This is a genomic window from Oxalobacter vibrioformis (genome assembly GCF_027118995.1).
GTDB lineage: Bacteria > Pseudomonadota > Gammaproteobacteria > Burkholderiales > Burkholderiaceae_D > Oxalobacter > Oxalobacter vibrioformis.
In genome coordinates this window covers 2,248,826-2,264,632 of sequence record NZ_CP098242.1, presented here as the reverse complement: position 1 = coordinate 2,264,632, position 15,807 = coordinate 2,248,826, and the positions used below count along the sequence as shown (strand labels likewise).

15 protein-coding genes and 2 pseudogenes are annotated in these 15,807 nt (G+C 51.3%); 8 read left to right on the top strand and 9 right to left on the bottom strand.

Annotation, left to right across the window (positions count from 1 at the left end):
* Together NB640_RS11190 and galE are read right to left on the bottom strand one after the other, a co-directional pair.
* On the bottom strand, positions 1–2,853 hold the full coding sequence (locus tag NB640_RS11190) for a 2-oxoglutarate dehydrogenase E1 component (protein WP_269310454.1): 2,853 nt from the start codon (positions 2,851–2,853) through the stop codon (positions 1–3).
* 364 nt (positions 2,854–3,217) lie between these two features.
* Positions 3,218–4,228 (bottom strand): UDP-glucose 4-epimerase GalE, encoded by a 1,011-nt coding sequence (gene galE / locus NB640_RS11185; RefSeq protein ID WP_269308777.1) that lies wholly within the window; start codon positions 4,226–4,228, stop codon positions 3,218–3,220.
* A gap of 213 nt (positions 4,229–4,441) precedes the next feature.
* On the opposite strand from galE, the gene NB640_RS11180 reads away from it, so the two are divergent.
* On the top strand, positions 4,442–5,338 hold the full coding sequence (locus NB640_RS11180; RefSeq protein ID WP_269308776.1) for a hypothetical protein: 897 nt from the start codon (positions 4,442–4,444) through the stop codon (positions 5,336–5,338).
* 22 nt (positions 5,339–5,360) lie between these two features.
* Here the strand turns inward: NB640_RS11180 and NB640_RS11175 are convergent.
* The 4 genes and pseudogenes from NB640_RS11175 to NB640_RS11160 form a co-directional block, all read right to left on the bottom strand.
* Positions 5,361–6,268: pseudogene (locus NB640_RS11175) on the bottom strand (YicC/YloC family endoribonuclease).
* Positions 6,269–6,347: 79 nt separating this feature from the next.
* Positions 6,348–6,911: an elongation factor P gene (gene efp / locus NB640_RS11170; protein WP_269308775.1), complete on the bottom strand. Its 564-nt coding sequence runs from the start codon at positions 6,909–6,911 to the stop codon at positions 6,348–6,350.
* A 95-nt stretch (positions 6,912–7,006) separates the two neighbouring features.
* Entirely contained in the window at positions 7,007–8,170 is a 1,164-nt protein-coding gene (gene earP / locus NB640_RS11165; RefSeq protein WP_269308774.1) for an elongation factor P maturation arginine rhamnosyltransferase EarP, read from the bottom strand.
* 23 nt (positions 8,171–8,193) lie between these two features.
* Complete coding sequence (locus NB640_RS11160) at positions 8,194–8,982, bottom strand: inositol monophosphatase family protein (RefSeq protein WP_269310453.1); 789 nt, start codon at positions 8,980–8,982, stop codon at positions 8,194–8,196.
* Positions 8,983–9,148: 166 nt separating this feature from the next.
* On the opposite strand from NB640_RS11160, the gene NB640_RS11155 reads away from it, so the two are divergent.
* Positions 9,149–9,925, top strand: coding sequence for an RNA methyltransferase (locus NB640_RS11155; RefSeq protein WP_269308773.1), 777 nt, complete (start codon positions 9,149–9,151; stop codon positions 9,923–9,925).
* 18 nt (positions 9,926–9,943) lie between these two features.
* Here NB640_RS11155 and lexA read toward each other — a convergent pair whose 3' ends face one another.
* Positions 9,944–10,570: a transcriptional repressor LexA gene (gene lexA, locus NB640_RS11150; protein ID WP_269308772.1), complete on the bottom strand. Its 627-nt coding sequence runs from the start codon at positions 10,568–10,570 to the stop codon at positions 9,944–9,946.
* A gap of 269 nt (positions 10,571–10,839) precedes the next feature.
* On the opposite strand from lexA, the gene rpsF reads away from it, so the two are divergent.
* The 4 genes and pseudogenes from rpsF (at position 10,840) to rplI (ending at position 12,402) form a co-directional block, all read left to right on the top strand.
* On the top strand, positions 10,840–11,268 hold the full coding sequence (rpsF, locus tag NB640_RS11145) for a 30S ribosomal protein S6 (protein ID WP_269308771.1): 429 nt from the start codon (positions 10,840–10,842) through the stop codon (positions 11,266–11,268).
* Between the two features lie 33 nt (positions 11,269–11,301).
* A pseudogene (locus NB640_RS13075) lies at positions 11,302–11,448 on the top strand (primosomal replication protein N); the annotation flags it as partial.
* Positions 11,449–11,631: 183 nt separating this feature from the next.
* On the top strand, positions 11,632–11,916 hold the full coding sequence (gene rpsR / locus NB640_RS11135) for a 30S ribosomal protein S18 (protein WP_269308770.1): 285 nt from the start codon (positions 11,632–11,634) through the stop codon (positions 11,914–11,916).
* 33 nt (positions 11,917–11,949) lie between these two features.
* Entirely contained in the window at positions 11,950–12,402 is a 453-nt protein-coding gene (gene rplI / locus NB640_RS11130) for a 50S ribosomal protein L9 (protein ID WP_269308769.1), read from the top strand.
* Between the two features lie 467 nt (positions 12,403–12,869).
* On the opposite strand, the gene NB640_RS11125 is transcribed toward rplI, so the two are convergent.
* Entirely contained in the window at positions 12,870–13,115 is a 246-nt protein-coding gene (locus NB640_RS11125) for a hypothetical protein (RefSeq protein ID WP_269308768.1), read from the bottom strand.
* Between the two features lie 231 nt (positions 13,116–13,346).
* Here NB640_RS11125 and NB640_RS11120 point away from each other — a divergent pair, with 231 nt between their 5' ends.
* Positions 13,347–13,724 carry a hypothetical protein gene (locus NB640_RS11120; RefSeq protein ID WP_269308767.1) on the top strand — a complete coding sequence of 126 codons (378 nt, stop codon included), beginning with the start codon at positions 13,347–13,349 and terminating at the stop codon, positions 13,722–13,724.
* Positions 13,725–13,748: 24 nt separating this feature from the next.
* Here the strand turns inward: NB640_RS11120 and NB640_RS11115 are convergent, their stop codons facing one another.
* Entirely contained in the window at positions 13,749–14,966 is a 1,218-nt protein-coding gene (locus NB640_RS11115) for a GNAT family N-acetyltransferase (RefSeq protein WP_269308766.1), read from the bottom strand.
* Between the two features lie 190 nt (positions 14,967–15,156).
* Here NB640_RS11115 and NB640_RS11110 point away from each other — a divergent pair, with 190 nt between their 5' ends.
* Positions 15,157–15,765, top strand: coding sequence for an Nmad2 family putative nucleotide modification protein (locus NB640_RS11110; protein ID WP_269308765.1), 609 nt, complete (start codon positions 15,157–15,159; stop codon positions 15,763–15,765).
* The last annotated feature ends 42 nt before the right edge of the window (positions 15,766–15,807 follow it).

The window sequence follows — 15,807 nt, the reverse complement described above, 5'->3', positions numbered from 1 at the left end:
TCAGCGGATGATGACCAACCCTTTCATCCGTGAAAATGCCGCATCAAGCAGCGCTTCCTGCTGCTCCAGATGCATATCCAGATAACCTACTGCCGGGGAAGAACTGGCAGGCCTGCTGGCAACAGACAGCTTCTGCCCCATTTGCATGCCTGCCAGCAGATTGGGATGTATCTGCAGCCAGGCGCCCTGGTTTTGCGGCTCATCCTGAACCCACATCACCTCTGTACAGCTTGAAAACCCCTTTATGGCCCGCGCAAACAACTCGTGCGGGAAAGGATAGAGTTCCTCCATGCGAATAATGGCCGTATCCCATTTTTCACGTTTTTGACGTTCATTGACCAGGTCGTAATACACCTTGCCCGAACAGACCAGCACACGCTCAACCGTATTTCTCTTGACGTTGCTGTCCACCTCACCAATCAACGGGCGAAACTCACCCTTTGCCAGTTCATCAATATGGGATGAGGCATCCTTGTTACGCAAGAGAGACTTTGGCGTCATGATAATCAGCGGCTTTCTGTACATCCGGAGCATCTGCCTGCGCAATACATGAAATATCTGTGACGCGCAGGAAGGCTGCACCACCTGGATATTATCCTCGGCACACAGCTGCAGATAACGCTCCAGCCGGGCAGAAGAATGCTCAGGCCCCTGCCCTTCATAGCCATGCGGCAGCATCATCACAAGACCGGAAGACCTGCCCCACTTGGCCTCACCGGACGTGATGAACTGGTCAATCACCACCTGCGCCCCGTTGGCAAAATCACCAAACTGCGCTTCCCATATCGTGAGTGTATTGGGTGCCGCTGTCGAGTAGCCGTATTCAAACCCCAAAACGGCTTCTTCCGAGAGGACGGAATCAATCACCGTAAAATCGGCCTGATCGTCTGAAACATGCTGTAACGGGATATAGGTACCGGCATCCCAGCGTTCCCGGTTCTGGTCATGGAGCACGGCGTGACGGTGCACAAAAGTCCCCCGCCCTGAATCCTGGCCCGAGAGCCTGACAGGAAAACCGGCAGCCAACAGCGAGGCAAAAGCCAGATGCTCACCCATTCCCCAGTCAACCATTTCCTCGCCCCGCCCCATCGCCAGGCGGTCATGCAGCACCCTTTCCACCAGCGGGTGCACCTTGAAATCTTTCGGCACCGTGGTAATACGCTCTGCCAGCCGCTTCAGCTCTTCCGCCGGCAGCGCCGTATCAACCCGTGTCTTTCCTGGTGTCTGGAGATAAGGATGCCATTCCGAGCCTGACTTGCTTATCGCATTGGAGAAAACCGGGTCAATCACCGGCTCACCGGCATCCATCCGGTTCTTGTATTCCGCCATCATGCCGCTGGCAACCGCTTCTGTTGTCACACCCTGCGAAACGAGTTTTTCCACGTAAATATGCCGCACCCCGGGATGGTTTTCCACTTTCTTGTACATCAGCGGCTGTGTCATGGAAGGCGTATCCTGCTCGTTATGGCCAAGCTTTCTGTAGCACACCACATCAACGACGACATCTTTCCTGAATTCCATACGGAAATCGAGCGCAATCTGCATGGCAAGCGCCACCCCTTCCGGGTCATCGCCATTCACATGGAGTACAGGCGCCTCAATCATTTTCACCACATCCGTACAGTACAGTGTCGAACGGGAATCTCGCGGGTCAGACGTCGTAAAACCGATCTGGTTGTTAATCACAATATGCAGCGTGCCCCCGGTGCTGTACCCTCTTGTCTGGGCCAGATTCAGCGTTTCCATCACTACACCCTGACCGACAAACGAAGCATCCCCATGAACGAGAATCGGCAGAACCTGTGAGCCATCCTCGTCATTGCGATGCTTCATGCGTGCCTTGGCAGACCCTTCCACCACCGGATTGACAATCTCAAGATGGGACGGATTGAAAGCCAGGGAAAGATGAACCGGGCCGCCCGGTGTGGAAATATCGCGCACAAAGCCCTGGTGATACTTCACGTCACCGGAACGCACATCCACTTCCTTCGTTCCCTCGAATTCGGCAAAGAGATCATTGGGCATCTTGCCCATGATATTGACGAGTACATTCAGGCGACCACGATGGGCCATACCCAGTACGATCTCCTGGATACCCCGCTCACCGGCGCGCTGAATCGCTTCATCCAGTGCAACGATGAAGCTCTCGCTGCCTTCGAGTGAAAAACGGCGCTGCCCGACATAACGGGTATGCAGGTAGCGTTCCATGCCTTCTGCAGAAGTCAGGCGCTCTAAAATGCGGCGTTTCTTCCTGGGAGAAAAATCCGGTGTGGCCTGAATAGATTCCAGCCTTTCCTGCATCCAGCGTTTCTGTGCAGGATCACTGATGTACATGAATTCGGCACCGATCGTCCGGCAGTAAGTGTTTCTCAGCATCTGCAACAGATTGCGAAGCGATGCCGTTTCTGGGCCAAAATAGGTATTGCTGATATTGAATGCCAGATCCATATCGGCATCCGTAAATCCGTAAAACGCCGGGTCCAGCTCGGGGATATGGGGCCGCTCACGCCGCTGGAGCGGATCAAGATTTGCCCAGAGCGATCCCTGAAAACGATAGGCAGCCGTCATCTGCTGCGCAGCAATCCGCTTTCTTTCCAGCTCGGCGCTGGTGGAAGGCTGCAGCGCGCGATAGGGCTGCCTGGCCCGTTCGGAAAACGCGGTGATAATAGGACTATGCCTCACATCCGAACGACCGCTGCCATCAACAGCGGGGACATTCTGCATGGAATTGAAATAATTGCGCCAGTTCTCAGGAACAGAGCCCGGGTTGTCAAGGTAGGCTTCGTAAAGCTCCTCGACGTAGGGGGCGTTTCCTGCAAACAGGTAGGTATTTTTTCCGTAATCCTGCTTCATTGATGTCACCTGATCTTTCCTGTTTCTGCCAGTTCCCCAGCTATATCGCACATCGTCTCAAACCGGAAACAGTCAGCAAAAAACGAATGGAAAACAAACCCGTCACCAGGCGTATGAAAACATCCCGGCAAAAAGCATAAACAACAACCCGTACATCCGCCTGATCCTGTCTTGTCACTTTGCAGGACGCTGGTGTTATGGCAAACAGAACACCGTTGCGAAAAGGCTTCTCACTGCGAAGAAATTATACACTTGTGAATGTTAATTGTCGTTCCTGTTTACCACAGGGAAGCAACGATCTTTTTTTGCCAAAAATCATCTTAATTCACTCTGGACAGCGCATCAAAAGCTGACAGGGCAAATTTTATTCCTTATAGCCATTCGGGTTCATGGTAACCCACCGCCAGTAATCGGTACACATCTCATCCAAAGTATGTTCGGCCTTCCAGCCAAAAAGCGACGTGGCTAGAGAAGGATTGGCAATGCATACCGGGGTATCGGCCACCTTTCTTGATTTGATCTCATAGGGAATCGGAAGTCCCGTTACCCGTTCAAACGCACGGATGATCTCCAGCACGCTATACCCTTTTCCACTTCCCAGATTGACGGTAAACCCTTTTCCCTGCGTAAAAAGATAAGCCAGCGCATCCACATGCCCTCTGGCCAGATCCATCACATGCAGATAATCACTGACCTGTGTGCCGTCTTCGGTCGGATAGTCATCGCCAAATATCGTCAGTTTGTCCAGCTCGCCTGCGGCAACCTGCGCCGCATAAAACATGATGTTGTTCGGAATGTCCTTGGGATCTTCCCCGATACGGCCGCTTGGATGGGCGCCTGCCGGATTGAAATAACGCAAAACGCCAATGGACCAGTTGGGATCAGCACGCACCAGATCAGCGAGAATCACCTCTGCCATCAGCTTGGAGCGGCCATAAGGATTGGCCGCTGAGAGCCGGGCGGACTCTGACACCGGCGCACTTTCCGCCTGTCCGTACATATTGGCCGATGAGCTGTAGAGCATATGTTTGACGCCTGCATCAGAAAGCGCCTGCATCAGGGTCACCGTCCCGCCGACATTCACGCTGAAATAGCGAAGCGGCTCTGAAAGATATTCGCCGGAAGCCTTGATACCGGCAAAATGAATAACGCCATCAATGGAATAGTCTGAAAATATCCGGTTCAACAGCATCCGGTCGCGTATGTCGCATTGATGAAAGGCAACCCCTTTGTCAGTGATTTCCTCGACACGAAACAACGCTTCACGCGAACTGTTGGCGTAATTATCGATGGCTAAAACCGGATAGCCCCTTTCCAGCAACTCAATGCAGGTATGTGAGCCGATATAGCCGCAGGCGCCTGTAACAAGAATCATGGATACTGTTCTATTTTTTATGCCTCAGCCCTGAGTCGGGATGAGGCAAACCCGGAAAGTTTTACCATTATAACCTGCGAAAAACTGTCAGTTTTATGATAATACGCTTATTGGTTTTCCGTTTTTTTTGCGCTATCGCATCAGGCGTTTATCTTCGCTGCATAACATAAAGATTTCCTCTGAAACCCTTTACTCTCTAACCGGGGAAACGCTATGAAAAACCACTTCCTCACCAGGCTGATGCTTGGTTTTTTACTCTTTACCATCACAGGGATAATACTTGGCGCGCGCGCGCAGAATACAGGCTCGGCAGCATCCATGCAGGCAGCATACACCCGCCTGAAACCCCAACTGGAAAACAGCCCTTACAAAAGCCCGATATGGCTGGACTCCGCACAGGGTGATAGCAAAATAAACGGTGAAGTCTACGGTACACTTAAGCAGCCCTTTTCTGCCGTCAGAAAAAATCTCCAGGACCCTGTCGGCTGGTGTGAAGTGCTTTTCCTGCATTTGAATATCAAATACTGCAAAGCCATCAACGACAACACCATCGAAATCTATGCCGGAACAAAAAAACCGCAATCGCTTGATGAGGCAACGAAAATGCAATACCAGTTCAAGCCGGTCGCTGATCGTTCCAATTACCTGAAAATCGCCATGACCGCAGCAGAAGGGCCATACGGCACGTCAAATTACAACATCACGATGGAAGCCATCCCGCTGAATACAACGCAGAGTTTTATTCGCGTGGACTATGGCTATCACTACGGCACCGTTGCCAGCCTGGCCATGAAAACCTACCTCTCAACCATCGGCAGCGACAAGGAAGGGTTAAGCATCGTCGGTAAAAAAAGCGACGGCAGCCCCGAGTACGCCTCCGGCATGGCTGGCGTTATCGAGCGCAATACCCTGCGCTATTACCTGGCCATCACGGCTTACCTGGACGCTCCTGGAAACCAGCAGCTTGAAAAACGACTCTCCTCCTGGTTTGACGCAACCGAACGCTATCCGCAACTGCATGAAATCAGCAAAAAAGACTACCTGGGCATGAAAAGAGATGAATACCAGCGCATGCAGAAAGGCATTCAGAAAATGAATCTGGCCAAATAGGACGTGTTGACACGCCCTGGTTCTATTCCAGATTCTGGACCTGCTCGCGCATCTGCTCGATAAGCAGCTTCAGATCAATGGAAGCGTCGGATACCTCCCGCACCGTCGCCTTGGAGCCGAGCGTATTGGCCTCGCGATTCAATTCCTGAAGCATAAAATCCAGCCGCTTGCCGACAGGCCCCCCTTTTTCAGGATATTGCGCGTTTCTTCCAGATGGATAGCCATCCTGGAAAGTTCTTCAGCAACGTCAATTTTTGTGCCATAGATCAGCACTTCCTGGCGGATACGCTCGTAGGCATCCTGCTCCGAAACAACAGAATGCCCTGAACTGGTTGGTGCCAGGCCAAGCGCTTCCTGCATGCGCTCCATGGATTTCTCCTGGAACTGCAGGAGAATCTGCGGAATAAGCGGCGTGACTTTCTGGACAATGGCTTCCATGCCATCGACTTTCTCAAGAAGCGTTGCGGTCAGGGCACTGCCTTCCCTGTCACGCGCAGATGCAAACGAATCAACAGCAGATGACATGGCGGATACCACCTGCTTTTGCAGGGTTTCCTGTTCAACATCCGCTTCCTCAATGACCCCCGGCCAGCGAAGCAGCTCATTGACAGAAAGAGGTGCTGCCTGCGGAAACAGCTTTTGCGCTTCTTCCTGAAGCTGGGCAAGCTCACCCAGCAACGCATTGTTGAGCGCATAAGAGAGGCTGGCCTTTTTTTCACGGGCCAATGTCAGGCGGCACTCGATTTTTCCCCGCGAGACCTGCTGTATCACCGCTTCGCGCAAAAGCGGCTCAAAAACCCGCAGCTCATCGCTCATGCGAAACTGCAGGTCAAGATAGCGCGAATTCACACTCTTGACTTCAATTGTCAGCAATCCGGCAGCGGTTTCGGTCGAGGTGCTTGCATAACCTGTCATACTTCTTACAGACATATCATTTCCTTTTCATGTTACCGCCATCGGCCAGCCAGCTTTGCACTGGCGCCGGATAAGCTGTTACAGGGGCCAGCGTTTACTTGTTGGCCCTGCTGCGATATTCATTGGTGCGGGTATCGATTTCAATCTTGTCACCAATGTCAACAAAAAGCGGTACCTGCAGGGTAAACCCGGACGCGATCTTGGCTGATTTTGTCACCTTGCCGGAAGAGGTATCCCCTTTGACAGCCGGTTCGGTATAAGTGACTTCCCTGACGATGGTATTGGGCATCTCCACGGAAATGGCTTTACCGTCGTAAAACACTGCATCCACCTGCATGCCATCCTCAAGATAATTAAGGGCATCTCCCATATTTTCTGCCTCAATTTCATACTGGAGATAGTCCGCGTCCATCCAGACATACAGCGGCTCTGCAAAATAAGAGTAAGTAACAGGTTTTCTCTCGAGAATAACCGTATTGAACTTGTCATCGGCGCGATATACCGCCTCCATGTTGGAGCCTGTCAGGAGATTTTTCAATTTCATCTTGCAGACAGAGGCATTGCGGCCCGATTTGCTGAACTCTGATTTCAGAACCACCATGGGCTCGTTGTTGACCATGATGACATTGCCTGAGCGTATTTCCTGTGCTTGTTTCATAAAAATAACGATAAATTAAGACTGAAAAATCCCTGCATTGACCAGAAAGACAGCAATGCAGCACGTTTGGTTAGGCAGAGCCCAAGCTTGTTATTTTAACGCATACTGCTGACGAATCGGAAAAGCGAGGCGGCAAAATCTTCTTCACCGGCCAGTTTATTTGCCCATTTCGCGCCATATGCTGTCAATGTCGGCAAATCCCGGAAAATCATTTCCCGCATAGCGCTCGCAGTATCCGCTTCATTTATGCTGATGCCATTCCACATCCGCCACGCATTCCCGACGGTTTTTGCCATGCTTTTTGGCATTTCCGCAAAATAATACGCCAAAAACGCATCCAGTTTCACAACATGCGCCTCATCGTCCTGCGGGTAAATCTGCCAGATAAAAGGCCTGGCCGCCCATTGCGCCCGCAAAAAAGAGTCTTCTCCCCGGACAAAATTCAGGTCACACGACCAGAGAAGCCGATCATACGCATCCTGACTCACAATCGGAATGACCTGCACGGTTAATGCACCCTCTGACTGTTTCTCCCCTGCTTTGGCCGGACAGCCCAAAAACCGGCTGACAGATGCGCTGGCAACCCCTTCCGGAACCAGGCACAGCACGCTTTTTTCCTTTTGTTCTGCCAGCATCCGGAATAAATCCATGACCGGCGCATCCTCATAGCAGAAAAGTGACAGGACATCATCCGCCGCGTTGTCAACACCCAACTGCTGTAAAAACGCCTGTTTACCTGCGTCATCCGCCTGAAAGCAGCTGCGCTTTTCAATCAGGCCGGCCTCCCGGAACAACCCGCCTGTCGCTCCGGTAAAGCCCGGAAAGAAAAAATGTCTGGTTAACGGCAGTGATGATTGTGGTGACGCCATCCTGTGGCAATTATCCACCCAGGATTCCGCACTCAGGTATTCCATATTGATCCAGACAGGCTGCCTGTGGCAATGCGCCATAGACAAAAGGTAATTGTCCGGCAAATGGCAGCCAAACCCTTCAATAACAACGTCCGGAATCGATGCGGTATCCGTATCGGGAAAGACTTCCGGCCAGTGCCGAACCGTTACTCCCGATACGAGCTGTTCCGCTTTCCCGGCATTCAGTGCCGGGCTGATTTTCTGCAGTGTCTCAAGCCGGTCTATCCACAGCCTGACCTGTACCGGATACTCTGCAGCCAGTTGTCTCGCCAGCCGCCAGCAGACGCCTGCATCGCCAAAATTATCGACAACGCGACAGAAAAGATCGAACTGAAAGCCGGACGTCATACCTCACCGGACGGTTCAGCAGCTTACGCGAAGGGCTGCAAAAGATGCAGCATCTGTGCAAAAACGCGCGGATTACCGGCAATAATATCGCCACTGTCCAGATAGCCCGTCTCGCCTGAAAAATCGCTGACAAGACCGCCAGCTTCTGTCACCAGCAAGGCACCCGCGGCAATATCCCAGGCATTCAGGTTTTTCTCGAAAAAACCATCATACCGGCCGGCTGCCACATAGGCCAGGTCCAGCGTTGCCGCACCGGGGCGGCGCAGGCCGTGGCAATTCATGGTCATCACCTCAAACATCTTCAGGAAATTCTGCAGCAGTACCGGGTCCCTGTCCCCGCCGACAAAGCCGGTACCGATCAGCGCCTTTGCCAGGCGGTCCGTTTTTGAGACACGCAGCCGTTTATTATTCAGGAAAGCGCCGCCGCCCTTGCTGGCAGTAAAAAGATCATTATGAACCGGATCATAAACCACCGCCTGGGTAACAAGACCTTTATGCTGCAGCGCAATGGATACCGCGTACTGGGGAAAACCGTGGATAAAATTGGTGGTGCCATCCAGCGGATCAATAATCCAGACAAACTCACTTTCATCGTTCAGGTTGGATGACGGGCCGGACTCTTCGGCCAGGATGGCGTGGGTTGGATAGGCTGTCAGCAGGACTTCAATAATCGCCTGCTCGGCGGCTTTGTCGACTTCGGTCACAAAGTCGTTCTGTTGTTTGGCCGTGACGGTTACCTTTTCCAGATCAAAAGTGGCACGATTGATGATCGAGGCGGCACGGCGTGCTGCCTTGACCGCCGTGTTAAGCATAGGGTGCATAGTGCTTCCGTTAAAATAATTATCCCGTGCATTCAAAAAACTGCACGGCACATGAACAAAAAAATTAAAGAGCGGACTGTCCGGCAAAACAGTAAACTGTCGGGGTTTAAAAAGAATTAACCCCGCTGGCCGGATTTTAACCAAACCATTATTGTAAATGAACGTATCGCAAAGGGATATATCCCTCTTTTCCAATCTTCGCTTTATCCTGGTTGAAACCAGCCATCCGGGCAATATCGGCATGGTCGCCCGCGCCATGAAAACCATGGGATTTTCCCGGCTGGTGCTTGTCCGCCCCCGTCTTCCCGGCGCACTGACTCACGAATCCGCCATCCAGCTTGCCAGCAATGCCGTGGATATCCTGGAAAACGCCGAAGTCGTGGATTCTGTTGAGGAAGCCTTGAAGGACTGCCGTTTTGCCTGTGCGGTCACCAGCCGCTTCCGTGAATTTTCTCCCCCCATCATTCGGGCCCGGGAAGCCGCTGTTCATATTGCCGCGCATCCTGACCTGAATCCGGCGCTGGTTTTCGGCAGTGAAAAATATGGGCTGCCCAATGAAACCGTCGAAAAATGCCATGCCATGATCAGCATTCCGGCCAACCCGGACTATGCCTCGCTCAATCTGGCGCAGGCGGTACAGATACTGGCTTATGAATGCCGCATGGCACTCCCACAGGACGTGCTACCTGACCAGAATGTGGAATCAGCCGGATTTGAAGATATACCGGCCAGTGTGTCCCAGATAGACGGCATGCTGAACCATCTTGAAGAGGCGCTGACAACCATTGGTTTTCTGAACGAGCACAGCCCCAAAAAACTCATGCCCCGCCTGCGGCGGCTTTTTGCCAGGAGCGCGCTGGAAGTGGATGAAATCAATATCCTGAGAGGCATTGCCAGCCAGATCATGAAAAAAAAACGCCCCGACAGTCACTAGGTGTTGAGTTCCAACACGCTATTGCACGGTGCGCACCAGGCCGACAACCAGTCCTTCCAACGAAAAATCCTCTGAATCACCTTTGACAACAATCGGCTCAAAATCCGGGTTTTCCGAATGAAGCTCAATGCTGCGCCCGGCTTTTTTGAAACGCTTTACCGTCACCTCGTCGCCAATACGGGCAACCACAATCTGCCCGTCCCTGACCCGTTCGGTTTTCTTTACCGCGATCAGATCGCCTTCCATGATGCCGATATCCCGCATGGAAAGCCCTCTTACTTTCAACAGAAAATCAGGCTTGTCGGAAAAAAGCGCAGGATCAAGACGGTACTCTGACTCCACATGTTCCTGCGCCAGAATGGGAGAGCCCGCCGCAACCCGCCCGACAAGCGGTACGCTGTACGACGGATAGCGATCGGCATTGGCCGCGTCTGCATTCGGAAGGCGAATCCCTCTGGCGATGCCCGGCGTGATTTCAATGACCCCTTTCCTGGCCAGCGCCTGCAAATGTTCCTCAGCCGCATTGACCGATCGAAAACCCAGTTCACTGGCTATTTCAGCACGTGTTGGCGGGAATCCTGTCTGCTCGATGGCCCGGCTGATCAGATCCAGAATCTGTTGTTGACGCGCAGTCAGCTTTTTCATTCATGCCCCCTGTCTTCAATCAAAACGGCATCCTCATGCCGCATACAAACTGTATATTTTCACAGTATCATACCTGCTTCCTCAGCCAAATGCAAAAAAACGCACTCATCGGCAGTACCATCCGTCTGGACGCATAAAAACCCCTCATTCAAGGCCGTTGACAATCCTTGCAATACATTGAATGGTCAGGTAAAATTCCATGTTTTCTTCTTCCCACACCCGACCTGACGCCGGGGTGGGCTGTTTTTAATGTCCATAAGGAGTACTTAATGCGTCACTATGAAATTGTATTTATCGTTCATCCGGACCAGAGTGAACAGGTTCCGGCCATGATCGAACGTTACAAAAACACGATCACTTCAAAAGGCGGCGTTATTCACCGCGTAGAAGACTGGGGCCGCCGTCAACTGGCTTACCTCATCAACAAATTTGCCAAGGCTCACTATGTTTGCATGAATATTGAATGCAACCACGAGACCCTGCAGGAACTTGAAACCGCTTTCAAATTCAACGATGCCATCCTGCGTCACCTGACAGTCAAGATGAAAAAAGCAGAAACCGGCCCTTCGCCCATGATGAAATCCGTACAAAAGGATGATTCGGCAAGAAGCCGCGCTGAGCCAGAAACGGCTCCCAGCCAGCCTGCACCGGTTGCTGAAGAAAGCGCAAAAGAAGAAGCAGGCACTGCTTCGGAATAATCAGGGGAATGTGACAGGAGGAGCGAAACGCTTTTGGAAAACCGGCTTAGCCTTATTGCCAGCATCATTGAACGTGACGCGATACGCTATACCCCGGCAGGAATACCGGTCGTAACAGCCAGATTGCAGCACAGTTCGACGCAGACCGAAGCAGAGATTGAACGCATCGTCGAATTTGAAATACCGGCAACAGCCATCGGCAAAATTGCCGGTACGCTGGAAAAAACTGGAACCCGGACAAATTCAGCGTTTTACCGGCTTCATGGCAGGGAAAAGCAAGAAAAGCAAAAGCCTCGTGTTTCACATCACCAACGTGACATCCATAACGGATCAGGAATAAATTATTTATACAGGAGCCTCAACATGGCAATGGGTAGAAGATTTGATAAAAACAAAATGAAAGAAAGACGCAAACAGCAAAACCCGCTGTTCAAGCGTAAAAAATTCTGCCGCTTTACGGCAGCCAAAGTAGAACAGGTTGATTACAAAGATATCGAAACCCTGAAAGACTTCGTTCAGGAAAACGGCAAGATCATGCCAGCCCGTCTGACCGGCACCCGTGCGATCTATCAGCGCCAGGTGGATACGGCAATCAAGCGCGCCCGCTTTTTGGCCCTCTTGCCGTACACATCCCTGCACCAGTCGTAATCGCGGTGCATTTATCAGATATCGGAGAAAATCATGCAAGTTATTCTGTTGGAAAAAATTACCAACCTTGGCAATCTTGGGGATATCGTCCGCGTAAAAGACGGTTATGCCCGAAACTACCTCATCCCGCAACGCATGGCACGCCGTGCCACCGCAGCGGCTATTGAGGAATTTGAAGCGCGTCGCGCCGAACTGGAAAAAGTCGCAGCTGAAAAGCTCGCCGCAGCCAAAGGCCAAGGCGAAAAACTGGACGGCATGACAGTCCAGATTCAGCAAAAATCCGGTGTGGATGGCCGCCTGTTTGGCTCCGTCACCAATGCGGATATTGCTGAAGCACTGTCAAAGCAGGGCTTTGCGATTGAAAAAGCCCAGATTCGTCTCCCGACCGGCCCGCTGAAAACCGTGGGTGACTTCCCTGTTGCTGTTTCACTGCACACTGATGTGGTAGTCAACGTTACGGTTGCCGTACTTGGCGAACACGCATAAAAACAGCTTCACAAAAAAATCCCCGTAGCATTGCGGGGATTTTTTTGCCCTGACGGCATTTCACCTGTCCGCAGGAAGAAAATCCTCCCCTTTGAGCACACGGTGGGCATTACCCCGATCGTTCCCAATGTCGGTTCTGATAATGCCCACTCAGGGATGTCAAACGGCATGTCAGAAAAGCGATCAGGCGGCTGATCAAGATCACCCAGTTTCCTGTCCATCCGTTCGGCCTGTGGGCGAACGGCATCAAGGAAAGAGGCTCCCGTCAGAAATGACCTGGCAGACCTGCAAGTTGTGTCAGACAGCGTGGCATCTCACCCTCCTTGCAGTAAAAATGAAAAAATAAGGAGCGAACTTTAACAAAAGAAACAGCAGATGGCAGGCACCAGCTCCCGGAATAAAGCAATGGCACGGCATGAAAAAAGCCCCCCATTGATGAATGGCGGGGCTTTTTGTTCATAATCCGGTCAAATCAGCCAATTGATCCGGTTACGCAGTGTCTTCAAATGACGAAAAACGCTTTCCATATCTTCCGGGTCGATTTCCCTGGCCTGCATATACAACATCTCATCTGTCGTATCCAGAGTAATCCACTTCTCATCATCACCGATATGCAGATGGTAGGACTCCGGGCTCAGCTCCCTGTTTTTGATTTTCCCCATCATCGGTCTGACCGTTTCCACTCTCACACCTTTTGATTCAAGAAAATTCATTGTTGTCTCCTTTCATTTGTGAGTGAAAAGGGTAAGTCCAAAGCGCATACTCACATTTGAGAAAAAACAAACAATACCCGGGCTGAAAATCCTCCGGATATATGGCCACACCCGCCAGGCAGGAACGCAATTTGATCAGAATCAAACCTTTTCCTGCATAGCACACCCATCCATGAATCAAAAACGGTTTTTGCGGACTAAGGAAGAGGATGGACTTTGACAGGAAACAAAATGAACCACCATGCAGACATCAATGACAATATTGATCACATCGACACCATCATGATTTATAGCATCGATCTCGATGAGGCCATGGCATATGACAACAACAATTCTGCAGAACGGTTTTCCAAAACAGAAGCGGTAAAGGAAGCATCCTGCTGCCAGCCCCTCAGTGACAATTCAATGACATTTATCCGGAACACCGACATGAATGACGGCAAAAAAAGCCGTCAGAAAACGCGAACACGCCTGCCCCAATCCACAGGGAATAATCGGGTGCTGCAATACCTGAATCACACCCGGACAATCGTCGGGCGTGAACCCTTCAAGGGACTGGTCATTGCCGCTATGGCCGGTTTTCTGGTGCATGCGCGCCTGTTCAGGTAATCCCGATTTCTGTAGAAAGCCGATTTAAAAATAATCGGAAAAATACGGCTCCTGGTTAGGGATGATATTTTCCAGCATTTTGACTGTCTCGGTATCTGTCCTGATACGCTCCAGATCGGCAAAATAACTGGCACTCCGGTAATTCATCAGGAGCGCGGAGAGCGTCTGTATCGAAAGTGCGATGGGGTTGCCGAGCGGCTCATCCGTGATACGGTTTTTTCCGTTTTCCGTTCCGGCAACACAGAAAATGCCATTATTCCATTCCGCTACTGGATCAGATACGACAAAGTGAAAAGGTGTTTTTAAGCCGATAAAAGGAAACAACTCTAAAAAGGCCTTCACATCCACTATCCGTGCCATGTAATACGGTGTGATCGTTTCCGTGATCTCGCTGTCATCCAGGAAAAACGCCAGCGGCTCATTCTTGTAAATCTTGCCCTGGACTTCATCGATCATCGAATAGTGTGCACCGATGAAATTCCACAGCCCCTTGCGGGATTCCATATCCAGATACACCATTTCCTTGATATGAAAAATATCCTGCTCCACCCAGTAGATGACAAAACCGGTCGGCTCCCGTTTTTCATTGTAGTAAACCGCCGCGATCCGCTCTTCCTCATTTTCCCAGCGCCAGTATTCTTCCCAGTCATCCTCGTTTCTGATCAGGGCGCCATGTGTTCGCCGGGCAAAATGATCATAGGTCTTGAGTACATCAGGATGATCGATCTCGCCCCTTTCGACATACCCCGGCACATCAACCTGTTTGGGCAATTTGGCATCCGAAACGGTAAAAGACACCATGTCTGACATGATTTCCCAGCCCTTGTGGCGATAAAAAGGAATATTGTAGGGGTAGAGGTAGGATATCCACTGCCTTTTCTCGCGCATGGATTTGAGCGCTACCCGGAGAAGGTCACTCATCAGCCCGATACCGGCATATTCCGGATAAGTGCCGACCCCGGTAATCCCGCCCATGTCATATATCCGCCCATGAATATTAACGGTACAGGGATAGATGCATACCTGTGAAACCAGGTTGTCCCCGTTGAACCACCCGAAAACATCGGCCCGCTCCAGCATGGGCAGCTTCGAGCGAATCAGCTCACCATCCTCATAGCCGCCTTCCAGCAGATCCTTGCTGGTAACCTGGAACACATATCTCAGGAGCTTGTTAAACTGCTCAAGGTGCCCCTCATCCACCGGCTTTAATACCAGCTTTTCACGAATTTTACGATTTGCCATAGCTTAAGTGTTGTCCGGATCTCCGCTTCGGGTTTATCTTGCCACAAGCACAGAAAAACAGGGCAAGCCATATCAAATAACACCCAAACGGATACCCTCTACCTTACACCGGTATGGAAAAAAAAGCAGCACGTGAAGCAGGTGAAAAAGCGAGGCCGCATTGATAAAATGGGCAAAAAACGGACAAATCATGGGCAAACTCTACACCTACATTGTGGCAGAAGACACCGGTCTGGCACCCAACCCCTTTTTCCAGTGGTGCACACTTGCCCTTGCCACACCCAATCATATGCACGCCAGAGCTTTCAGCGGAGACTGGATAGCCGGTTTTTTCCCTGTGTCGGGCCAGTACCGCCTGTTGTATGCCATGGAGGTGCAGCTCAGGCTCTCCCTCTCGGATTACTTTCTCCATCCGGACTTTGAATGCAAAAAGCCTGACGTGAAAGGAACGGATGAACAGAAATACGGAGATAATTTTTACAGCCTTGAAAACGGCATCTGGCTGCAGCACCAAACCCTGCACCACCGGGGAGATGAATGGCGGCAGAAAGACACCCGGCACAACCCGCCGGTATTTGCCTCACAAAAATACTGGTACTTTGGCAAAAACGCGGTTGAGGTACCTGCCGAATTCTCAGAACTGGTTCCCCGCCAGGGTATGCAGGTCAACCACCCCCACCCAGAAAAAGCTGCCGCTTTCAAGACATGGGTTGAAGGATACCGCAAAGGCATGCATGCCTACCCTCGAGATTTTTCCGAAGCAGCAGATGATGCCTTTTCGATTTTCAGGACGCTTTGACCCTGAACAGGGCAACCATACTCCAAAAACAAAAAAGGAGGC

Coding starts and splice junctions, on each gene's coding strand:
- NB640_RS11190 (WP_269310454.1), bottom strand. CDS start 2,853: ATGAAGCAGGATTACGGAAAAAATACCTACCTGTTTGCAGGAAACGCC.
- galE (WP_269308777.1), bottom strand. CDS start 4,228: ATGATTCTTGTTACAGGCGCCTGCGGCTATATCGGCTCACATACCTGC.
- NB640_RS11180 (WP_269308776.1), top strand. CDS start 4,442: ATGAAAAACCACTTCCTCACCAGGCTGATGCTTGGTTTTTTACTCTTT.
- efp (WP_269308775.1), bottom strand. CDS start 6,911: ATGAAACAAGCACAGGAAATACGCTCAGGCAATGTCATCATGGTCAAC.
- earP (WP_269308774.1), bottom strand. CDS start 8,170: ATGACGTCCGGCTTTCAGTTCGATCTTTTCTGTCGCGTTGTCGATAAT.
- NB640_RS11160 (WP_269310453.1), bottom strand. CDS start 8,982: ATGCTTAACACGGCGGTCAAGGCAGCACGCCGTGCCGCCTCGATCATC.
- NB640_RS11155 (WP_269308773.1), top strand. CDS start 9,149: ATGAACGTATCGCAAAGGGATATATCCCTCTTTTCCAATCTTCGCTTT.
- lexA (WP_269308772.1), bottom strand. CDS start 10,570: ATGAAAAAGCTGACTGCGCGTCAACAACAGATTCTGGATCTGATCAGC.
- rpsF (WP_269308771.1), top strand. CDS start 10,840: ATGCGTCACTATGAAATTGTATTTATCGTTCATCCGGACCAGAGTGAA.
- rpsR (WP_269308770.1), top strand. CDS start 11,632: ATGGCAATGGGTAGAAGATTTGATAAAAACAAAATGAAAGAAAGACGC.
- rplI (WP_269308769.1), top strand. CDS start 11,950: ATGCAAGTTATTCTGTTGGAAAAAATTACCAACCTTGGCAATCTTGGG.
- NB640_RS11125 (WP_269308768.1), bottom strand. CDS start 13,115: ATGAATTTTCTTGAATCAAAAGGTGTGAGAGTGGAAACGGTCAGACCG.
- NB640_RS11120 (WP_269308767.1), top strand. CDS start 13,347: ATGAACCACCATGCAGACATCAATGACAATATTGATCACATCGACACC.
- NB640_RS11115 (WP_269308766.1), bottom strand. CDS start 14,966: ATGGCAAATCGTAAAATTCGTGAAAAGCTGGTATTAAAGCCGGTGGAT.
- NB640_RS11110 (WP_269308765.1), top strand. CDS start 15,157: ATGGGCAAACTCTACACCTACATTGTGGCAGAAGACACCGGTCTGGCA.